General features: G+C 53.7%; 14 protein-coding genes. All 14 read right to left on the bottom strand.

Annotation, left to right across the window (positions count from 1 at the left end; all coding sequences use genetic code 11):
* Positions 1–2: 2 nt before the first annotated feature.
* Entirely contained in the window at positions 3–1,052 is a 1,050-nt protein-coding gene (locus JG50_RS0103485) for an SIS domain-containing protein (protein WP_052153961.1), read from the bottom strand.
* Positions 1,052–2,071, bottom strand: a complete 1,020-nt coding sequence (locus tag JG50_RS0103480; RefSeq protein ID WP_052153960.1) for an ROK family protein — start codon at positions 2,069–2,071, stop codon at positions 1,052–1,054. Before JG50_RS0103480 ends, JG50_RS0103485 begins: the two co-directional genes overlap by 1 nt.
* Positions 2,072–2,120: 49 nt before the next feature.
* Positions 2,121–3,413 (bottom strand): neutral/alkaline non-lysosomal ceramidase N-terminal domain-containing protein, encoded by a 1,293-nt coding sequence (locus JG50_RS0103475; RefSeq protein ID WP_033099709.1) that lies wholly within the window; start codon positions 3,411–3,413, stop codon positions 2,121–2,123.
* A 109-nt stretch (positions 3,414–3,522) separates the two neighbouring features.
* Positions 3,523–4,758: a DegT/DnrJ/EryC1/StrS family aminotransferase gene (locus JG50_RS0103470; RefSeq protein ID WP_033099708.1), complete on the bottom strand. Its 1,236-nt coding sequence runs from the start codon at positions 4,756–4,758 to the stop codon at positions 3,523–3,525.
* Positions 4,755–6,512 (bottom strand): polysaccharide deacetylase family protein, encoded by a 1,758-nt coding sequence (locus JG50_RS0103465; RefSeq protein ID WP_181735401.1) that lies wholly within the window; start codon positions 6,510–6,512, stop codon positions 4,755–4,757. The genes JG50_RS0103470 and JG50_RS0103465 overlap by 4 nt, the downstream gene beginning before the upstream one ends.
* 386 nt (positions 6,513–6,898) lie before the next feature.
* Entirely contained in the window at positions 6,899–7,864 is a 966-nt protein-coding gene (locus JG50_RS18055; RefSeq protein ID WP_052153959.1) for a GNAT family N-acetyltransferase, read from the bottom strand.
* The gene (locus JG50_RS18615; protein ID WP_052153958.1) at positions 7,843–8,136 is read right to left on the bottom strand and encodes a hypothetical protein; all 294 of its coding nucleotides are present in this window, start codon (positions 8,134–8,136) and stop codon (positions 7,843–7,845) included. Before JG50_RS18615 ends, JG50_RS18055 begins: the two co-directional genes overlap by 22 nt.
* A gap of 2 nt (positions 8,137–8,138) precedes the next feature.
* The gene (locus JG50_RS0103455) at positions 8,139–9,860 is read right to left on the bottom strand and encodes a DUF4091 domain-containing protein (protein WP_235281591.1); all 1,722 of its coding nucleotides are present in this window, start codon (positions 9,858–9,860) and stop codon (positions 8,139–8,141) included.
* Positions 9,861–9,899: 39 nt separating this feature from the next.
* Positions 9,900–10,802: a Gfo/Idh/MocA family protein gene (locus JG50_RS0103450; RefSeq protein WP_033099707.1), complete on the bottom strand. Its 903-nt coding sequence runs from the start codon at positions 10,800–10,802 to the stop codon at positions 9,900–9,902.
* A complete protein-coding gene (locus JG50_RS0103445) occupies positions 10,795–11,976 on the bottom strand; it encodes a Gfo/Idh/MocA family protein (RefSeq protein WP_052153957.1) in 1,182 nt (393 codons plus the stop codon). Before JG50_RS0103445 ends, JG50_RS0103450 begins: the two co-directional genes overlap by 8 nt.
* A gap of 12 nt (positions 11,977–11,988) precedes the next feature.
* Complete coding sequence (locus JG50_RS0103440; RefSeq protein ID WP_033099706.1) at positions 11,989–12,834, bottom strand: carbohydrate ABC transporter permease; 846 nt, start codon at positions 12,832–12,834, stop codon at positions 11,989–11,991.
* Positions 12,834–13,748 (bottom strand): carbohydrate ABC transporter permease, encoded by a 915-nt coding sequence (locus tag JG50_RS0103435; protein ID WP_052153956.1) that lies wholly within the window; start codon positions 13,746–13,748, stop codon positions 12,834–12,836. The genes JG50_RS0103440 and JG50_RS0103435 overlap by 1 nt, the downstream gene beginning before the upstream one ends.
* A 69-nt stretch (positions 13,749–13,817) precedes the next feature.
* Positions 13,818–15,104 (bottom strand): ABC transporter substrate-binding protein, encoded by a 1,287-nt coding sequence (locus JG50_RS0103430; RefSeq protein ID WP_033099705.1) that lies wholly within the window; start codon positions 15,102–15,104, stop codon positions 13,818–13,820.
* Positions 15,105–15,124: 20 nt separating this feature from the next.
* Positions 15,125–16,807, bottom strand: coding sequence for a hypothetical protein (locus JG50_RS0103425; protein ID WP_033099704.1), 1,683 nt, complete (start codon positions 16,805–16,807; stop codon positions 15,125–15,127).
* Between the last annotated feature and the right edge of the window lie 257 nt (positions 16,808–17,064).

The raw sequence follows: 17,064 nt of genomic DNA, 5'->3' as shown, positions 1-17,064 counted from the left end.
AGCTAGTTTTTCAACAAGACCACTTTATCCAGATTTCTCGGCCTGTCGGGATTCAGCCCCAAATCCAGCGTTCGGTAATAAGCCAGCAGCTGCAAAAACGGCAGATAAAGGACACCCCGGGCGAGATCTGTGAGGCCGCTGTTCAGTTCAATTTTGATATCGCATTGAAAATCTTCCAGCCGATCGCCGATGACCAATGCATTGGCACCAAATTTCCGCACATCATCGACAACATCCCGTTCGTAAGGCCGGATCGACTGGCTGCTCAGCAGGATGACCCGGCATTTTTCATCTAACACGGAAATCGGGCCATGCCGGAATTCGAGCGGATTAAATGTCTCGGAAAAAAGTTGCGTCATCTCTTTCAACTTCAACATTCCCTCATTGGCCAAGCCGAACTGTGCCCCCATCCCCAAATAAATATAATGGCTGAAATTCCGGTCTTTTCCGATATCCTTCGCCAGCGACTCCACCCTGGCGATCACGTCTTCCCCGATTTCCGGCAACCGTTTTAATTCCCCCAGATATGCTTCATCTCCCGGCAGAATCCCCGCCAGCAGCTGTGCGGCCAGCAACATATTGGTAAAAGAACCAGTCATCACCACGCTGTTTTCCTGCACGTGCGACAAATGAAACACCGTATCCGCCTTATCGGCCAATTGGCTGGAAGGCCGGGTGGTGATGGCGAAACAATGGGCCAGCTTGTTCTGCCGTGCAAATTCAATTGCCCGGACAACTTCGGTAGTATTGCCCGAGCGGGAGCAGCCGACCAGTATCGTTTTTCTTTTTTTGGAAAATACGGAACCCGGGTTGAGAAACACTTCCGAAGCAGGCACCGACCAGGCGGGAAGTCCGGTTTTTTCCTGAAAAGCAGCCGCGGCGGCGATCGAAACATAGTAGGAGGTTCCGCAACCGGTAAAAATCACTTCCTCGGGCTGAAGTGCGGCAAATGTTTGTTTTACCTCATCCGCCCGGGACAATGCCATCCCGATTGTCTGCCTCCACGTCTCCGGTTGCCGTTTAATCTCTTGATAAGTGTGTGTTTGCACCATCATTTCTCCTCCCTATTTCCATTTCGGTGATGCTGATGCAGCTGAGCGGGTGATGCCTCCTCCAATCTTTGCCTGGCAAGAAGCCCGCTGCCGATCACCCCGGCATCATCCAGCAATGTGGCCGTCCGTATGGTCAGACGCGCCCAATATCCTTTGTAAACAAAGCGCTTCAACTCCTCCCGGGCCGGGTGCAACAACCGTTCTCCCGCCCGGGCAACTCCCCCGCCGATCACGATCACATCCGGACTGAACAACGACACGGCATACGAAAGCGCCTTGCCCAATAACTTCCCGGTATGCTGCAGTACCTCGACTGCCACGGCATCACCGGCATCGTATGCTTTGGACACATCGGCCGCCGTGATTTTGCACAGATTTTCACCCGGAAACCACGACTGCAAAAGGCTTGATTTTCCATTGGCAATCGCCTCGCGAACCTGTCTGACGATGCCGGTGGCCGACGCAACGGTCTCCAGGCATCCGTACATGCCGCAAGCACAGGGAGCCTGTTCTCCGTCCATGCGAATATGACCGATTTCGCCTGCCATAAACCCGCTGCCGTAATACATCTGCCCCTGGTTGACCATCGCTGCGCCGATCCCGGTTCCGAGGGTAATGGCCAGCACATGATCATAACCCCTTCCGGCGCCTCTGATCGCTTCACCAAATGCGTACATTCTCACATCATTGTCTGCGAAAACCGGAATATTCAGTCTGTTTTGAAGCAACTTCACCACTTCGACATCCCGCCATCCCAGATTGCCGGCGAACCGCACCAGCCCGCGATCCGGATCGACCAGGCCGGGATTGCCAATGCCAACGGCCAGCACCTGTCCGGGAGCGATTTGTTCCGATGCCAGAAGCGACTTCACCATCCGGGCGATCTTGTCAATCACCTGTTCATAACCCAGATGCGCTTCGGTAGGCTCCTGGATTTTGTGAAGAAGATTGCCTCTGCCGTCCAACAGGCCACAGACGGTATTTGTGCCGCCTGCATCGATCCCCACCAGAAATTTCACGGTTTTATCCTCCTGCCCGGAATCCTTTACAGGAAATGAACTCCCCCGTTTATTTTTCTTCTATCAGATTGAGAATGGCCGAATAAATCTCCTCTTCGATCGAAGGGGCAAACGGAGCGGGCAACCCGAAGTACAACAGCGAATCCCGCGCTTCATAGCCCCCTTCCGCCACCTGCCCGGCTGTCGGCACATAACCGATCATCCCGTTACTGTATGGAACAGGCAGCACAGAACCGCCTAACTGCCGTTTGACAAACAGCCCGTATTCCACTACGATCTCCGCGTTCATCGTCAACAGTGACAATCCTTCCACAAGCTTCAGCCAATTGATCTTCAGCGGGATGCCGGGGCGAATCCGTTCCGGTTCCTGCAACAGCAATCTCGCCCATTCCCCTATCACGGTCGGCTGATCTTTCACCTGCTCCAACTCGGCCGTTGTCGGCAACTTCTGAAAAGGCAAAGAAATGCTGGCCGTTCTTCCCGTCAACCGGCAAGGCCGAAGCGATTCCATCGGTTGCTGCAAAAGGCGGATCGCCTCATTGGCAAGTGTGTTCCCCAGCATGGCGACTTCTTTCCTGCTTCCCCGATAAAATCGCCCTGACCTGACCAACGCGGGACGGATATCCCCGCAACATCCCTGCAAAAAAGCGGCCACTGCCTCCGCGTCCAAACTGCGCTCGATTTTTTCCATGGCCACGCCGGGATACTCGGGAGAAACGAAATTCTCTTCCGTTGTGGTCGGATGACAGGTAAAGTGAACAAGCACCGCTTTCGTCTGCCCTGACCGGGTATAAAAGCGCACCACATTCACTTCGGGATCAGCCGGCCCGTCCGGATTGGGGGCCATTTCCATCCTGCCGCCGATCCGTTTGCGGCGATGAATGCCGAAATGACACTCCCCTCTTCCCCGCTCCGCCATCACGGGTTCGACCCTGCCGGCTGCCGCTTCAATTCCCGCGAAGACCCGTTCTTCCAGCCTTTCCATATACCCGGAATCAGGTTTGCCCAACGAAGGGGTAAAGCGATAAGTGGTCTGCGGGGCGGAATGGGTATGAGTGGCATGCAGGATCACAAACGGTTCCCGGATTCCCCACCTTTCTGCCAACCGGTGTTGCAACCTTGCCGTCAATTCCTGGCCCCACCAGATAATGTCCGCCGATACGAGCACTGCAGCCCGTTTCCGGCCCGGGATCTCCTCTTGTTCAAAAAACAAAATTCTGGCGTAGAGGGGCTGCGATATTCCGTCAAAAGGCCCGGCCCGTTTCATAAAACCGGCCAAAGGAACCGGTTTGAGCGGAGTGATGTCCACTTTGGCCGTTCCCAGTGCCAGCATCGCCCTCATTCCGTTTCTCCCGCGCCGACGTTCCCGCCGCCCCTCATCCTCTTGATCGGCGCAGCCCCCTTGCATTCATTTCCCATGGCGCTACAATTCAGAATCATTCCGCTCCCCCTCAATGCGCGTACCAAGATGCCACTTTCCCAACCGCCTCAATCATCTCCTCGATATCCTGTTCGCTGAAAAACTCACTGATGCCAACGCGAATCGACGTTTGCAAAATCTGCTCCGCCGTCGGACAGAGCCCCCTAGGGTAAGCAACATCGGACAGGTCAAACGGGAAATGACTGTTCAGGTAAGCCTGCCTCTTTTGAAATAGCGGCTGCAAATAAATCACTTCGGGAATATAGCCCGGCTGGTTGGGAATCCCTTCCGCTGCCAATGCCCGGGAAAACTCTTCGCGGCTGCAGGAGAGAGCTGACAGATCGAGGCGGAACATGTAAAACCAATAGCTGGACCAGCCGCCTTCGTAAACCCGGGGAGCCTGCACCCCCGGCAAACCGCGGATGCCTTTGCTGAGACGCTCCCCATATTGATGCCTTCTCTCACAAATCCAGGGAAGTTTCCTGAGTTGGGCGACACCGACCGCGCCTTGCAATTCGGTCATCCGGTAATTGGGGGCCAGATAGGACAGATCCCGCTGCACCTGTCCGGCGAAACGCTGATAATTCTTGTCGGCAAAAGCGTGAACGACGCGATACTCCTCCTCATCTCCCGAGTTGACCGTCACGATTCCCCCGTCTCCCGTTGAGATATGTTTGAAATCGTTCGTGCTGAAACATCCGTAATCCCCGATCGTGCCGACCAGCCGCCCTTTGTACCGGCTCAGATAGCTTTGTGCGCAGTCTTCAATCACCTTCAAATGGTGTTTGCGGGCAATTTCCATAATCGGATCCATATCGCAGGGATTGCCGGCCAGATGGACGACCAGAATCGCTTTGGTCCGTGAAGTGATGCGGGACTCGATTGATTGCGGGTCCATGTTGTACGTATGAGGATCGACATCGGCAAACACCGGAATCGCATTCTGATAAAGAATCCCGATTATCGTGCCCTGGTCGGTAATCGGGCTCGTGATCACCTCATCTCCCACGCTTACTCCGGCCGCTCCCAGCGCCACGTGGATGGCAGCCGTACCGGAAGAGGTGGCCACACTGTATTTCACGCCGTACAATTTATTAAAATCGCGCAAAAACTGCTTTACTTTTTTTCCGTGATGGTAAAACAGCGTATTTTGTTCCAGCGCCTCCATCAGCTCTTTCTCTTCTTCCACGCCAAAACGTTTGCCTGTGCCAAACGGCGATGTCTTCACTTTCGGTCCGCCGTGCAACGCCAACCTGCGTTTATTCATCGCGGATCTCTCCCATCTTTTTTCGTTGTCTCACCGGCTTTGATTTCTGCCCCCCCCGCTTTGACAGTCACCACTCTCCTGACGCAGGGTACCCCGAATTTCATTACCGCAGATCCGTCTGAACGGCGTAGATGAGAGCGGGGAAGAGGAACCCATATCACCAGATCGTCCAGGTCGGTGTCACTGGACAGGCAAACAGAACCGTCTGCGTTCATGCCCTCGATCCGGACTCTGCGGCGGGCCCGTTCCCAATCGTTGATCTGTTTGCCGGTCAAGAAGACGAATCCCCGTTGTTTTGCCTCGGCGACCACTTTGCGCAAGGCCTCGCGCACCAGCGGCTGCCGGTAAATATGAACCTGATGGAACAGAAAATGGGCCACCCCCTGCACACGTCGCACCTGCTCGAGAAACGGGACGATCAGGCTGCTGTCAGCCAAACGAAAATGATCGAGATCCTGTGTCAGGAAGCCGATTTCCAGCACGTCATAGATGCGGTTTCTCTCATCTGACCAGGCGATCGGAAAATAAGGATGGCATGTGCCAAACAAGAAACCGACGTTTCCTTTTTTGCTGGGCCCCCTCGTCTGATCGGACATAATGCCGCAGGCTTCGCACCAGCGAAACAATTCTCCCCAGCCTTCAAAACGGGTATAGTGATTCTTATTGGAAGTGACCGTCTCAAGACCCGTCTCCTCTTTCAACCAGCGGAGCTGACGCCGGAATTCCGCTTGATCCCACTTGCCACCGTCCTGCTCCAGCGCGTTGTAATGAAAGGCCAATTCATGATCGGCCGCCCGCACCTTTTGATAAATACGAGGGCTGTATCCCGGTTCGAGCATGCACCATGTGGATTTCACCCCACACTCCTCAAGCACGGAAAGGGTGACTTCGGCCGACTCATCCACATTCAGGTCACTGTCATGGGAAAGCATCGCCACATGCGAGATTCCGGCGGGCCAGTACCCGAGAAAAGGCAATGTCATCCCCCGGCCAGTCACTCTCCTCAACAAATGGCTGATCAGGACTTCTCTCCACCAATCGGCATACGGCCAAGCAAAATAAGGAGTTCCGGATTCCGTTCTCCGGCGGTCCAACTCCCAGTCCATTTCACTGCGGTCGTCCGCTTTCAGGATTCCGTCATCAACAGAACCGGTTCCGTCCGGGGCGGGAATTCCGTCTTCGATCACCGGCCCTCTCCCCTGCTGAAGCCCGACAACCGTCTCTCCGATCTCCACGGCCCAGCGATCGATCACACCTTTGCCCACCCGAAATTGGAGCAAAGCGGCCCCGCTTTCCTCTCCATGCGGCTCATCCCTGAAAACCCGGCCGATCCCGCGGCAAAAATGCTCATTTTTTTCCACAGCGATCCAGGGAGCAGCCTGCAAAAACCTCAGCGGCCTCATGGCCCCCCATTCCGCCGGCAACTGCACATAACCCGGGCCCAGCGTCCTTCCTTCGGAAAACCCAAGCCGTCCGGCAAGGCAGGAAAGCCTCCCGCAGGCTATCACCGTCCCTCCCCGTTCGGCAAAATTCCAGATCCCGGAAGCAGTTTCTGCATCTTTGCGTTCCAGGGCGACAATCAAAACATCGAGAGATTGTTCAGACAGCTGTTCCACCCCGTCCACCCATTTGAACGGGATCCCCGCATGAGCCAAAATTTCGCCGATATAGGCCTGAAAAACATTCAACCCGTATTCCCACCGGCGCACAGCCGCCTTCCGGTCCAGTAACACTCCTACACGCGCCATGTTCATCGCCAAATCCACCTTTTGCATGAAATTAACATCGGCAAGCCGAACCGGGCCCCTCTTCCCGTCCGAGGCTCCCGACAGTTGATCCGGTTCCTTTTCTCTCCTGATTTTGTTTGTCTTTCCGTGAGTTATATCATTCTGTAAATATCGATTTTATACAATAAATTAATACATGTATTATACTTGTATTATAAAATTAAGAAAATAAATTGTCAATTTATTCAGAATTATAAAGATTCCAAATCCACCTGTCGTGACAAATTCTGCAAAAGAGAGACTTCTAAAATTCGGTAAGTTTTCCCGGCTTCCGTGAAAAGCGGCATGAGCGGCCTGGGACTGAAACATCTCCTTCCGCGCCTGATCTCATGTACGCTCTTTTCCGCCGATTCCTACACATAGTTCAGTCCGCCGGCATAGGGAAACGGAACCGGGAACAATTTCTGCACGGCCGATCGAAAACCCGGCTTGCCCGTATCATGCGGTTCGGGGTCAAACAACAGCGACGCGAACGAGCGGATATCGAGAACATCATCCTGACCGTTGCAGCTGATCCTGATCCGGCCGTCCGGCTGCTGCCAAACCCGCAAACTTTCACCTGAGCGCCGGTCTTTCTCACACAAATAAGGCCGGAGCTGACTGATCAGCCTTTCCGGATTGATGATGCGGACGGTTCCCAAATTTTGCTCGGATTGATGCTGCGCGGGAGACAAGGCCTCAAGCAGCTCCGTTTCGTACCATGGAACCGGTACATCCAACCGGCCGATTTGTTCAGACCGGAACACATGAGCAAGCGTTCCTGCAATCAGACGGGGGTGACCCGCCCATTCGATGGCAAGCGCCGGCTGCTCCGGATTTGGTTGATCAGGAACGCCCACTGTGACAAAAGCGTCCGCCCGCCCTTCCCGCTCTGCGACCCACACCTTGTGATGTAGCTTAAGGCAATCGGCCATCGCCCGGGCCTGGATCAGGTTGGCTATATCCCAAAGGCTCTGCTCGTAACAAACTTCGCGCAGCCCGGCCAATCTTGCCAACGAAAACCAATCCGCCGGTTCCAGTTCCCTGAACCGGACATTTGCCATCTCCGGTTTCCTGGCGATGACAGCTGCGGAATCCGGGTCGATGGTAAAACGGGAAACCGCTCCGAAGCGAACACAATCCATTCGCCTGTACAACGGGCCATAGCCGGACACCAGCAACAGGGAAGCTCCCGCTTTGTCTACATGAGACAAAAGGCAATGCAAAACCGCACCGGCATAGCCTTTCCCGCGATATTCCGGGTGCGTGCAAACCGAACCGGCAGAATACACGGACAATCGCGCCGAACCGATCCGGACTACGGAAGGAACCAGCCCCACAAATGATACCAGTTTCCCCCCCCAAACGCACCGAACGACTGCCGGAGGCTGGAAGAAAACACCTGGGGAAACGATTCAACCATCGACCTCCGGCCGGATTTGCGGAAGATCCGGTCGGAAAGTTGAACAGCCTCTTTCAGTTCATCCGTTTGGAGCAAACGAATATCCGGCATGGAAACACTCTGCTGCTCCTCCGCCTTTGGCAGCAGATTTTCACCTCTTTTCCGAAAAATTTGCAGGTCAGTATGCGGGATTTTTTTCCCGAGATTCAATGTCAGAGATCGCCGATCAGGCGGTCATAATCGGACGGCTCCAAACTGTACAGCTCCGTGTTTTTCTTTCGGGCTTCCGGGTGCAGCTCGCCGGCATCCCGAAAACGGAACACCCGGTTCAACAAATTTTCCACTTTTTCCGACTGTCCGGAGCGCTTCAAAAGCTGCATCAATTCATAATCCCGAATGCCTCTTTGCAGCCATTTGTAGCGAAGTGAAAGCAACGGTTTTCCGGCAGCACCGGGATAGACGAAGTTCATGTCGCCGGCTTTCCAGCCCGGAGCGCGATAGGAGAGTTTCTCCAGTGGACTTTCCGGCCAAACCGTGTAATTCCAGCGCAAAAAGCCGTCCAGCTGCAATTTCTCCACCAACCAGGGGATCACTCTGCTTTCCAGTGGCGGAGAGGAGAGAAAGGTGTTGGGAAAATCAGGGTAACAGCAAACGTAGAAAAGTATCTTTCCCGGAAGTTGCCTCTTCAGATCCAGCAGACGGGTGTATTCGGCAGCGACACAATTCAAGATCGGGACATAATCATGAATGGGTCCCGGATTTTTTTGAATAAACTCGGTGCGATGAATGGCCAACTTATAGCGAAAAGACGGAGCTGCTTCCTGCAACGCGGCCAATTGCTTCTGAAAGAGGGCAAAATCTTTTGGCTCGTCGGCCAGGACACGAACCCGTTCGATCCACCCCTTGTCGATCAAATGGTGATGCAGGGCCTGAACATATGCGTCAAAATCGGCCCGTTTGCGGATAAAGCGGAAGGTGCACGAGCTTTGGTCATAATAACGGATCCGCACTCCATCCGGGTGATCCGCCATCACCGACCCGTAGCCCGCCTCCTCGTCCTGCCAAATGCCCAGCAACCCGAACAGTTCGATCTCCGCGGCAATGCCGTGTTGTTCCGCCATTTGCACATAACGATCCAACGCGGAAAAATCATAAGAAAACCGACCATTGGTCTCCCGAGTGATCCGCACCATGCTGTACTCGAACAAATCGGCGGGTTCCCGATCCCGAAAACTGTATTGCCCCGACCATGGGATTTCCGAAACGACCGCCGTGACCGCCTTCTGTCCCAGCTGGGCCAGGCTGTGCAAATAACGATCCAAAATGGCAAAATGTTCGTCCGACCAAAGAGGCACCTGATACCTTCTGGCAATGTTTGCATTATGTTGCCACAGGTCAAGATAAAATTGGTATTCCTTCGGTTCAGGCAACATCCAATCTTTCACAGTGAGGGAAAAGGAACATTCACCGGCCGTCCTTTCATCTTCAAACAGAGTGTGGCTGTACAAACGGATCTTCCCATGATAAATTCCGGGCCGGGTATCCTCCGTCGCGTGGCACTCCACCCACACAGCCTGAATTTTTCGCCGCTCCACAAATAACGAACTTTTCTCCAGCAACACGTCAGATTTTAAACAGCGGTCATCATCTTCGACCAGGCCGATCAATTTAACTTCCAGTTGCAACGGGGCATCCAGTTCGACATCAAGCCGGATGACCGGCAGCGGTCCTCCTTTCCAAAACTGGGGATCTGTGCTGACGGTAAGAAGAAACGGCTCATCTGCGGCGACCAAAACCTGAAAAGCCGCGCTGTCCCTCCGGCAGCAGGCAAGATCCACGTGCCGGACGGCCGTATCCCGTTGCGCTTCCAGCCAATCATTATGCCCCCAACTGTATCGGTAGAACATCGAAGCCAGACCAAAATTCAACAACACTACACCGCCTCCCCTTTGCCGCCATGGATCAGGTGTCCGTTATAATGACACCTTTCTTCCTGTCTGCCGGCTTTCATTCACTGCCTCAATAAAGCGGATTATCTGCCACGTCTCCTCCGGGTCGACAGGCGGCTTCCCCGTCACAAACATCTCCATTATCCGCTCAAGCAGACTGGCATAATAAGGTTTTGCGCCGGAGTTCACATCGACGTACTGCGTTCCCGTCTGACGGTGAAGCAAGGCGCCAAATCCGTTGTTTCCCTTGCGGTTGCCGCGAACGGTGCCGATGCGGCCGTCCTTCCAGAGTCCCACCGCCATCTCTTGCCCGTCATTGCTGATCGCGGTGACATCGAGGCAACCTTTTCCCAGGATGGCAAACAGCATCTCAACCGGATGAATGCCGTACCAGAAGAGTCCCGGCTGTGTCGGTTCCAGCGGCATCGGCCCATAGCAATCCGCTCCGAAAACGGCTTCTTGCCCGCCGTCAGCGAGCGCAGTCGTCAACGCTTCCGCGTAGCGCAGGGCAGAACAGCTCATCAGTGGGACGCGATGTTCTGCGGCCAGTTCAAGCATGGCACGGACATCAGCAGAATTGAGGGCCAAAGGCTTATCAATGAAAACCGGTTTCCCGAATGGCACGATTTTTTTGAACTGCTGCAAGTGCACCCGCCCATCGACAGACTCCAGCAAAATGGCATCGCACTGCTCGGCTGTGGCTTCCGGTGTGGCGGTGATGCGAACGCCAAACTGATCGCGAAGTTGACGTGTGTAACCCCCGACGCGCGAAAAACTGAGTTCAAAATCGGGCGAACCGCCCGGAAAAGCTGCGACCACCCGGCCTCCCGGCACATGATGCGGATGATCCGGATCATTCAGCAATTGGGTGAAGGCCGTAACATGTGAAGTATCGAGGCCGATGATGCCGATTTTGATTTCAGGCATGACCTTTCCCCTCCCCGGAATCGTGCGCGCGAACTCCCCCTGGCCAGAGAATCGGCTGAAACGTATTGGTCCGCGCAGACTCCCGTGCTTTCAGGCACATCCATGCGCTGAGCAAACCCGCATCCAGCGGGGCGCTCGACTTCGCCTTTCCCTTCATCACCTCGATGAAATTGCGGGCCAGTACCGCATCGCCGCCAAAATGACCTGCCTCTTCGGTCAATTCATAAGTTTCAACCCGCGGTGAATGGTGCATGTAAACCTTAATCGCATTGGCATAAAAATCAAACTCCAGCGTCCCTTTATAGCCAAGCAGACGGGCACCCCGGCTGGCAGCCTTTCGCCGGGCATAGAAATTTTGCGTATAGACTGCGTGCATCCCCGTCTCATACCGGATCAGCGCGCTTCCGGAATCCTCGTTTCCCGTATCGACGGCAAAACAGCAGTATTCGCCTGCCGGCGTTTCGTGCGGCAACTTGCGGATATGGACCGTACTGTCCGGGCAAATCTCCCGTTCATCGCATTCGGCACATTTCAAACCGGCCGTTTTGTTCCCCTTGAAAACCTGTTTGGACGTCATGGCGCAAACCATCGTCGGCTGCAACCCCAGCAGATAGTTGATATAATCAAAATCGTGGGTGGCCTTCTGCAAAAAGAGCCCGCCCGTTTCCTGCTCGTCACGATACCAGTGGTGATAATAGACACCGCCGTACGGGACATTGTTCACCGCCTGCACGTGTTCGACCGTACCGATTTTTCCCGAATCGACAATCTCCTTCACCAACTTGAGCAAAGGCGCTGCCCGCAGCGGAAAAGAGACGACCACTTCGGTTGCCGAAGACTCAACCCCCTGCTTGAGCCGGAGCAAATCCTGCTCATTGGTGGCCACCGGCTTCTCCAGAAACAAGGGAATTCCCTTCGGCAAAACGCGCAAGGCCATCTCCGCATGACGGGAACAGCGGGTCCCGATCAGGATTCCGTCCAGCTCCGCCTCCTCTGCCATCGCTTCCGGGCTGTCAAAAAAAGCAATGTCTTCCGCCCGGTCTCCCATCTGCTGTTTGATTTCACCGTTGCGAATATCGTTGATGGCCACAACGCGGCAGCGTGGATCGATTTTGCCGATTTCGGCCAAGATGTTTTGAATTCTCCTTCCGTACCCGATCACTCCCAACCGCAAGCTGATTCCCTCCTATTGTTTGATCGCACCCTGCATTCCGGAAACGAAATAGCGCTGCATAAGCAGATAGAAGACGATAATCGGAACCAGGGAAATCACCGTTCCAGCAGCCATCGCCCGCACATCATCGCCAAAGGTGCCGGAGAGGTAAGCGAGTCCCAACGCCAGCGGATACAAATGATCATTCTTCAGAACGATCAACGGCCAGATGAACGAGTTCCAAACAGAAATAAAGGAGAAGACGCTCAATGCCGCCAGCGTCGGTTTGGTCAGGGGCAACATGATGCTCCACCACAGGCGCAACGGTCCGCAGCCGTCCAAAATGGCCGCTTCCTCCAGCTCTTTCGGAATGGTGAGATAGGCTTGCCGCATGAGAAAAACGGAAAATCCCCCGACCAGTCCCGGAATGATCAACCCCCACCACGAATCAATCAGTCCCAATTTTTGCACAATGATAAACAACGGCACCAATTTTCCCTCTTCCGGAAAAAACATGGTCCCGATGATTGCGTAAAATATCAGGTTCCGGCCCGGGAATGTCATCCTCGCCAGCGGATAGGCCGTCAGAGAGGTCAGAAACAGATGGGCGGGCACCATGATCACAATCAGGATGAAGGTGTTCAGCAAATATCTCGGGAACGGAATGACCGTCAACGCTTCCACAAACTGATCCCAAACCGGCGGCTTCGGAATCAGGTCGGGCGGAAAGGTGAAGACATCCTGGCCATTCGATTTGAACGCGGTTGAAAGAAGCCACAAAAAAGGCCCGATAAAAATAACCGCGATGACGGTCAGCAGAAGATACATCAACGTCATTTTCACGGCACGCAGCCAACCGCGCCTGCGTTTCACACTCATCAGACCTGCCCCCCTCTTGACAGTTTGAAATTGATAAATGTCAAAATCATCAAAATCAGCCAGAGCACCATGCCCATTGCGGTCGCATAGCCCATATCCAGTTCGACAAACGCTTTTTGATAAATGTAGAGCGGAAGCGACAGGGTGCTGTCAAGCGGCCCGCCACCGGTCATGATGTAAATACTGGTAAACATCTGCACACTGCCCAATGTGGCCAGCACCAGAGTGACGGCGATGGTGGGCCTCAGCTGGGGCAAATACACATGCCACAAAACGCGCAACCGGTTGGCGCCGTCGATCCTCGCGGCCTCAACCAGTTCCTGAGCGATCGACTGCAACCCGGCAAGGTAAATCACCATGTAAAACCCCATCGATTTCCAACCTTCAAGCAAAGCGACGGCAGGCAGGGACGTGCGGGGGTTTAACAGCCAGTTGACCGCTTCTTTTTGCAGGCCGAGCTCCTGAAGAATGGCATTTAACAACCCCGCCGGGTGGTATAAATATTTCCAGACGATCGCCACGGCCACCATCGAGGTGATCACCGGCAAATAATAAATCACCCGAAACAGTTGAATCCCCCGCAATTTCTGGTTGACGAGAATCGCCAGGAACAAGGGAAGCGTGATCAGCATGGGAACGATGATGAGAAAATAGGTCATTGAATTTTTGGCTGCGGTCCAAAACCGCGGGTCGTGCAGCAGCGTCCGGTAATTTTCCAAGCCCACCCATTCAGCGGGGGAGATCACGTGAAATTCGGTGAAGGAATAGTAAAAAGCACTGAAAATGGGCAAATAGTCAAAAGTGAAAAACAAAGCGAGTGCCGGCAACAAAAACAGGTAAGGAAGCAGAGGGATTTTCTTTCTCTTTTTTTTCGAGCCCGAATATTCAGGAGGCGGAACAGTTTCAACGGCCACTTTATATCCCCCTTTCATGGAATCAGGCAGCAGATCGACCTATTCTGCTGCCTGTTCTCTGTTGCAAGGTTATTGCTTGGCCAGGGCTTCATTCCAGTGTCTGACTGCGGCGTCCAGCGCATCTTTCACTGATTTCTTTCCGAGCATGGCCGCCCGGATTTGTTCCAGGTAAAATTCGCGCAATTCTTCCCCTTTGGGAACACCCGAATAGGACAGTGTCATGTTCGGGGCGTATTGAACCATCATTTTGCGGGCCTGGTCCTGGATGGTTTTCACCTCAAAATCAGTGAAAAAGGGATCCTGCAGCGTCGCTTTGGTTGACGGAAAGATCGGCACCATCTTGCAAAACTCCAATTGCTTCTTCGCACTGGTCATAAACAGGGCAAAGTCGGCCGCTTCTTTGGGATGCTCTGATTTTTTGGGAATGACGAAGAGCTGGATATCTTTTACTGCCACCTTGCCTGTTTTGGTCACTGGCGGAACCACTTTCAGTTTGGGAATGACGCCGGGCGCGTTTTTCTCATAATTGTTCAACTGGAAAGACCCCGCCAAACCAACTTGTGCCGTCAGCTGATTGTCGATGGTTTGTTGCAACTGGCGATCATCCTTTACAATCGCTCCCGGGGCAATGGCTCCGTCTTTGTACGCACGGACAAATTTTTCCACAAAGGCCACGTGCTCCGGGGAATTGAACACCGCCCTTTTCCCGTCAGGGCTTAAAATCGGCAGCCCTTCGGTGACCATTGCCTCAAACACGGGCAAGTCGTTCGATCCGTAGACATTCGGCAGTTTTTGGTGAATCTGTTTGCCGTATGCAAACAGTTCATCCCAGGTTTTCGCCGGTTTGTCCGGATCGAGTCCTGCTTTTTTATACAGTTCGGTATTGATCAAGCCGATCGGCGGGCCCGCATGGTACCAGGGAATAGCCATTACCTTTCCGTCTCGGTTGGTCACGCTTTTGACCAGACCGTCAATGTACGGAGTCAATTTCTCTTTCCCCACCAAATCGGAAATTGGTTCCAATGCGTTATAACCTTGCAACATGGACATCCCGTCTGTTGTCTCATTGACCACATCGGGGGCTTTCCCGCTTGACAACGCCGTAAACAATTTTTCCGTCACATCCGCACCGGGAACATCCACCCATTTGATTTTGACTCCGGGGTGAGCTTTTTCGTATTCCTGAATGGAGCTTTCAATATAGCCGGAGAAATTTTTCTTCAGATTGATCGTCCAGAATTCCAGCTCAACCGTCCCCGACTTGCCGGCAGGTGCGGCAGAGTTTGAACACCCTGCAACCGTTCCCAGGCATAACAACAAAATCAGCATCCAAGCGGCCACCTTGCCTGTTCTCATCTTCATCCCTCCTGATCCGCTCATTCCAATTTCAATCGGTAAAGCTGCTTCAGCCGTTCGATCTTGTCGATCCAGCTTTCCGCTGTTTTCCTTGGAATCTGTCTGCCGGCCAGAGCATGTATCTCATTGGACAAAGCGTGGAGCATCAGGATCGCCGTTTGGTTATACTCGGCAAAATAGGCATCAATCGCCTTGTCTGCCTGGACGAGCAGGCTCTGCCTGATCCCGATGTTGAGATTGGAACGGGCGACTTCATCATACAAAGCGCTGGAAACGTAAGCCGCTTCCACAGCCTCAAACGCCTTCTGCCGACGGTTCGGGTCGTAAATGAGGATTTCGCCGATCATCCCGTGATAATTGCTGGAAATGTCCCAGCCGCCTTTCCATTCAAAATCCCCGTTCTCCAGCGTGAACCCATTCGGCTCAAAACGGTCGAACCCGACGTTGTCCCAGTAATTGGTGACACCGTTTTTCTCATAAAGACGAATCGTCAGCTTGGCCCATTTCTTGCCTTTGAGATAAGGAGTGAGATCGAGCTTCACGTTGTCCCACTGACCGTTGACCGGGTTTTGCGCCACATCCTGCTCCCAGACCACCTGGTCATCCACCAGCACTTGTCTGAAATGATAGCCGGCCAGCTTCGGGCCTTCCGCCATCGTCCGAAACGACAGCTCATACTTGCCGGAACCGTCCGGATGGATGATTTGCGAAGCAGAGACGCTGTTTCCCGCGCTCGTGCGAACCGCTGCGGGCACGAAAAAACTCATGTACCCGTCACCGTTGAAAGCTTTGTGGTCAGCCAGTTCCTGAACAAACTCCTTCTCCAGTTCGTACGTGATCACTCCCGCCAGCTTGCCCGTCCGCAGATTTTTCGCCGCCGTCTGCACCGTTTCGCGGACATATTTTACCGACGGATTGGACGGGGTGCTGGTCAGATAAGAAGTATAGACCATCCAGATCAGCGGCATATGATAAGGTTTCAACACGTTGTACGCCGCGTCGATTTGTTCCTGCTCCGTCGACCAGATGGAGGTGTTGCGGTACGGATCATCCCGGTAAGCGATGATCACCCCGTCAATGTAATCCCCCCGCGTTTGCATAAAATCCTCCGTCAGGGCCGGGAAATACATCACCGGCATAAACGACGGCATAAACCAAAGGTTGGGATTGATGATTTTGGAGGCTTCCCGCATTTGCGCCATATATTCAGGAGTGAAAGTGTCCAGGTTTTGGTTAAAATCATCGATGCTCCACCCGATGAGATTGGGGTACTTCAGGGAAAGTTCGGCAATCGCCCTTGCCCATGCCACATAGTCGGTGGTATAGGGATACGATTTCCGGCTGCCTGTCGACTCCGAAGGGGGAACCAGGTACAAAACAACGTTGATGCCGGCATCTTTGGCAGCTGGCAAAAACTCATCTTTGAAGTCGTCCCAATCGGTCGGTTGATACCAAAGAAGGTAGTAATACGTATTCACATTTAATACTTTCAGTTTTTCAATCATCGCCGGAGTATCCACGTGCCGGATCCCATCGGCCCGGGGCTGGGCTTCCCGTATAAACCCGGAATAATCAGCCAATTTAAAAGGCTGATTGCTGCTGGCCGGCGGGGTTTTCGCTGCTGCTTTCAAGGGCGGACGAATGTTCACCACCATCCCGAGAATGACAGCCATTATAAACAGCCAATAAAGTCCTTTCCTCATTCTGCTCTCCCCTGTCCGTAAATTTTATCTTGCAACCTGGTAACGACAGAAGATCAGAACAAACATGAGAGGAATCCCCCCGAAGCAACAAACAGTGTTTCCATGGCAACAACATCGCCGGCCCCGGAGACTGAAAGGATGAAGCGCCAGCCTTTGCATGGGTCAAGACAGAGTCGGAAACCACGACTCTTCCGCCTTGGTTCAGCGAGATTAGCTCTGTGAAACAACGACGTATTGCGTCTTTCAAACAACCGGCA

Source organism: Thermoactinomyces daqus, assembly GCF_000763315.1.
In the GTDB taxonomy this organism is placed as follows: Bacteria; Bacillota; Bacilli; order Thermoactinomycetales; family Thermoactinomycetaceae; genus Thermoactinomyces_A; species Thermoactinomyces_A daqus.
The sequence above is the reverse complement of the archived record's forward strand: the minus strand, read 5'-3'. Positions and strand labels throughout refer to the sequence as shown.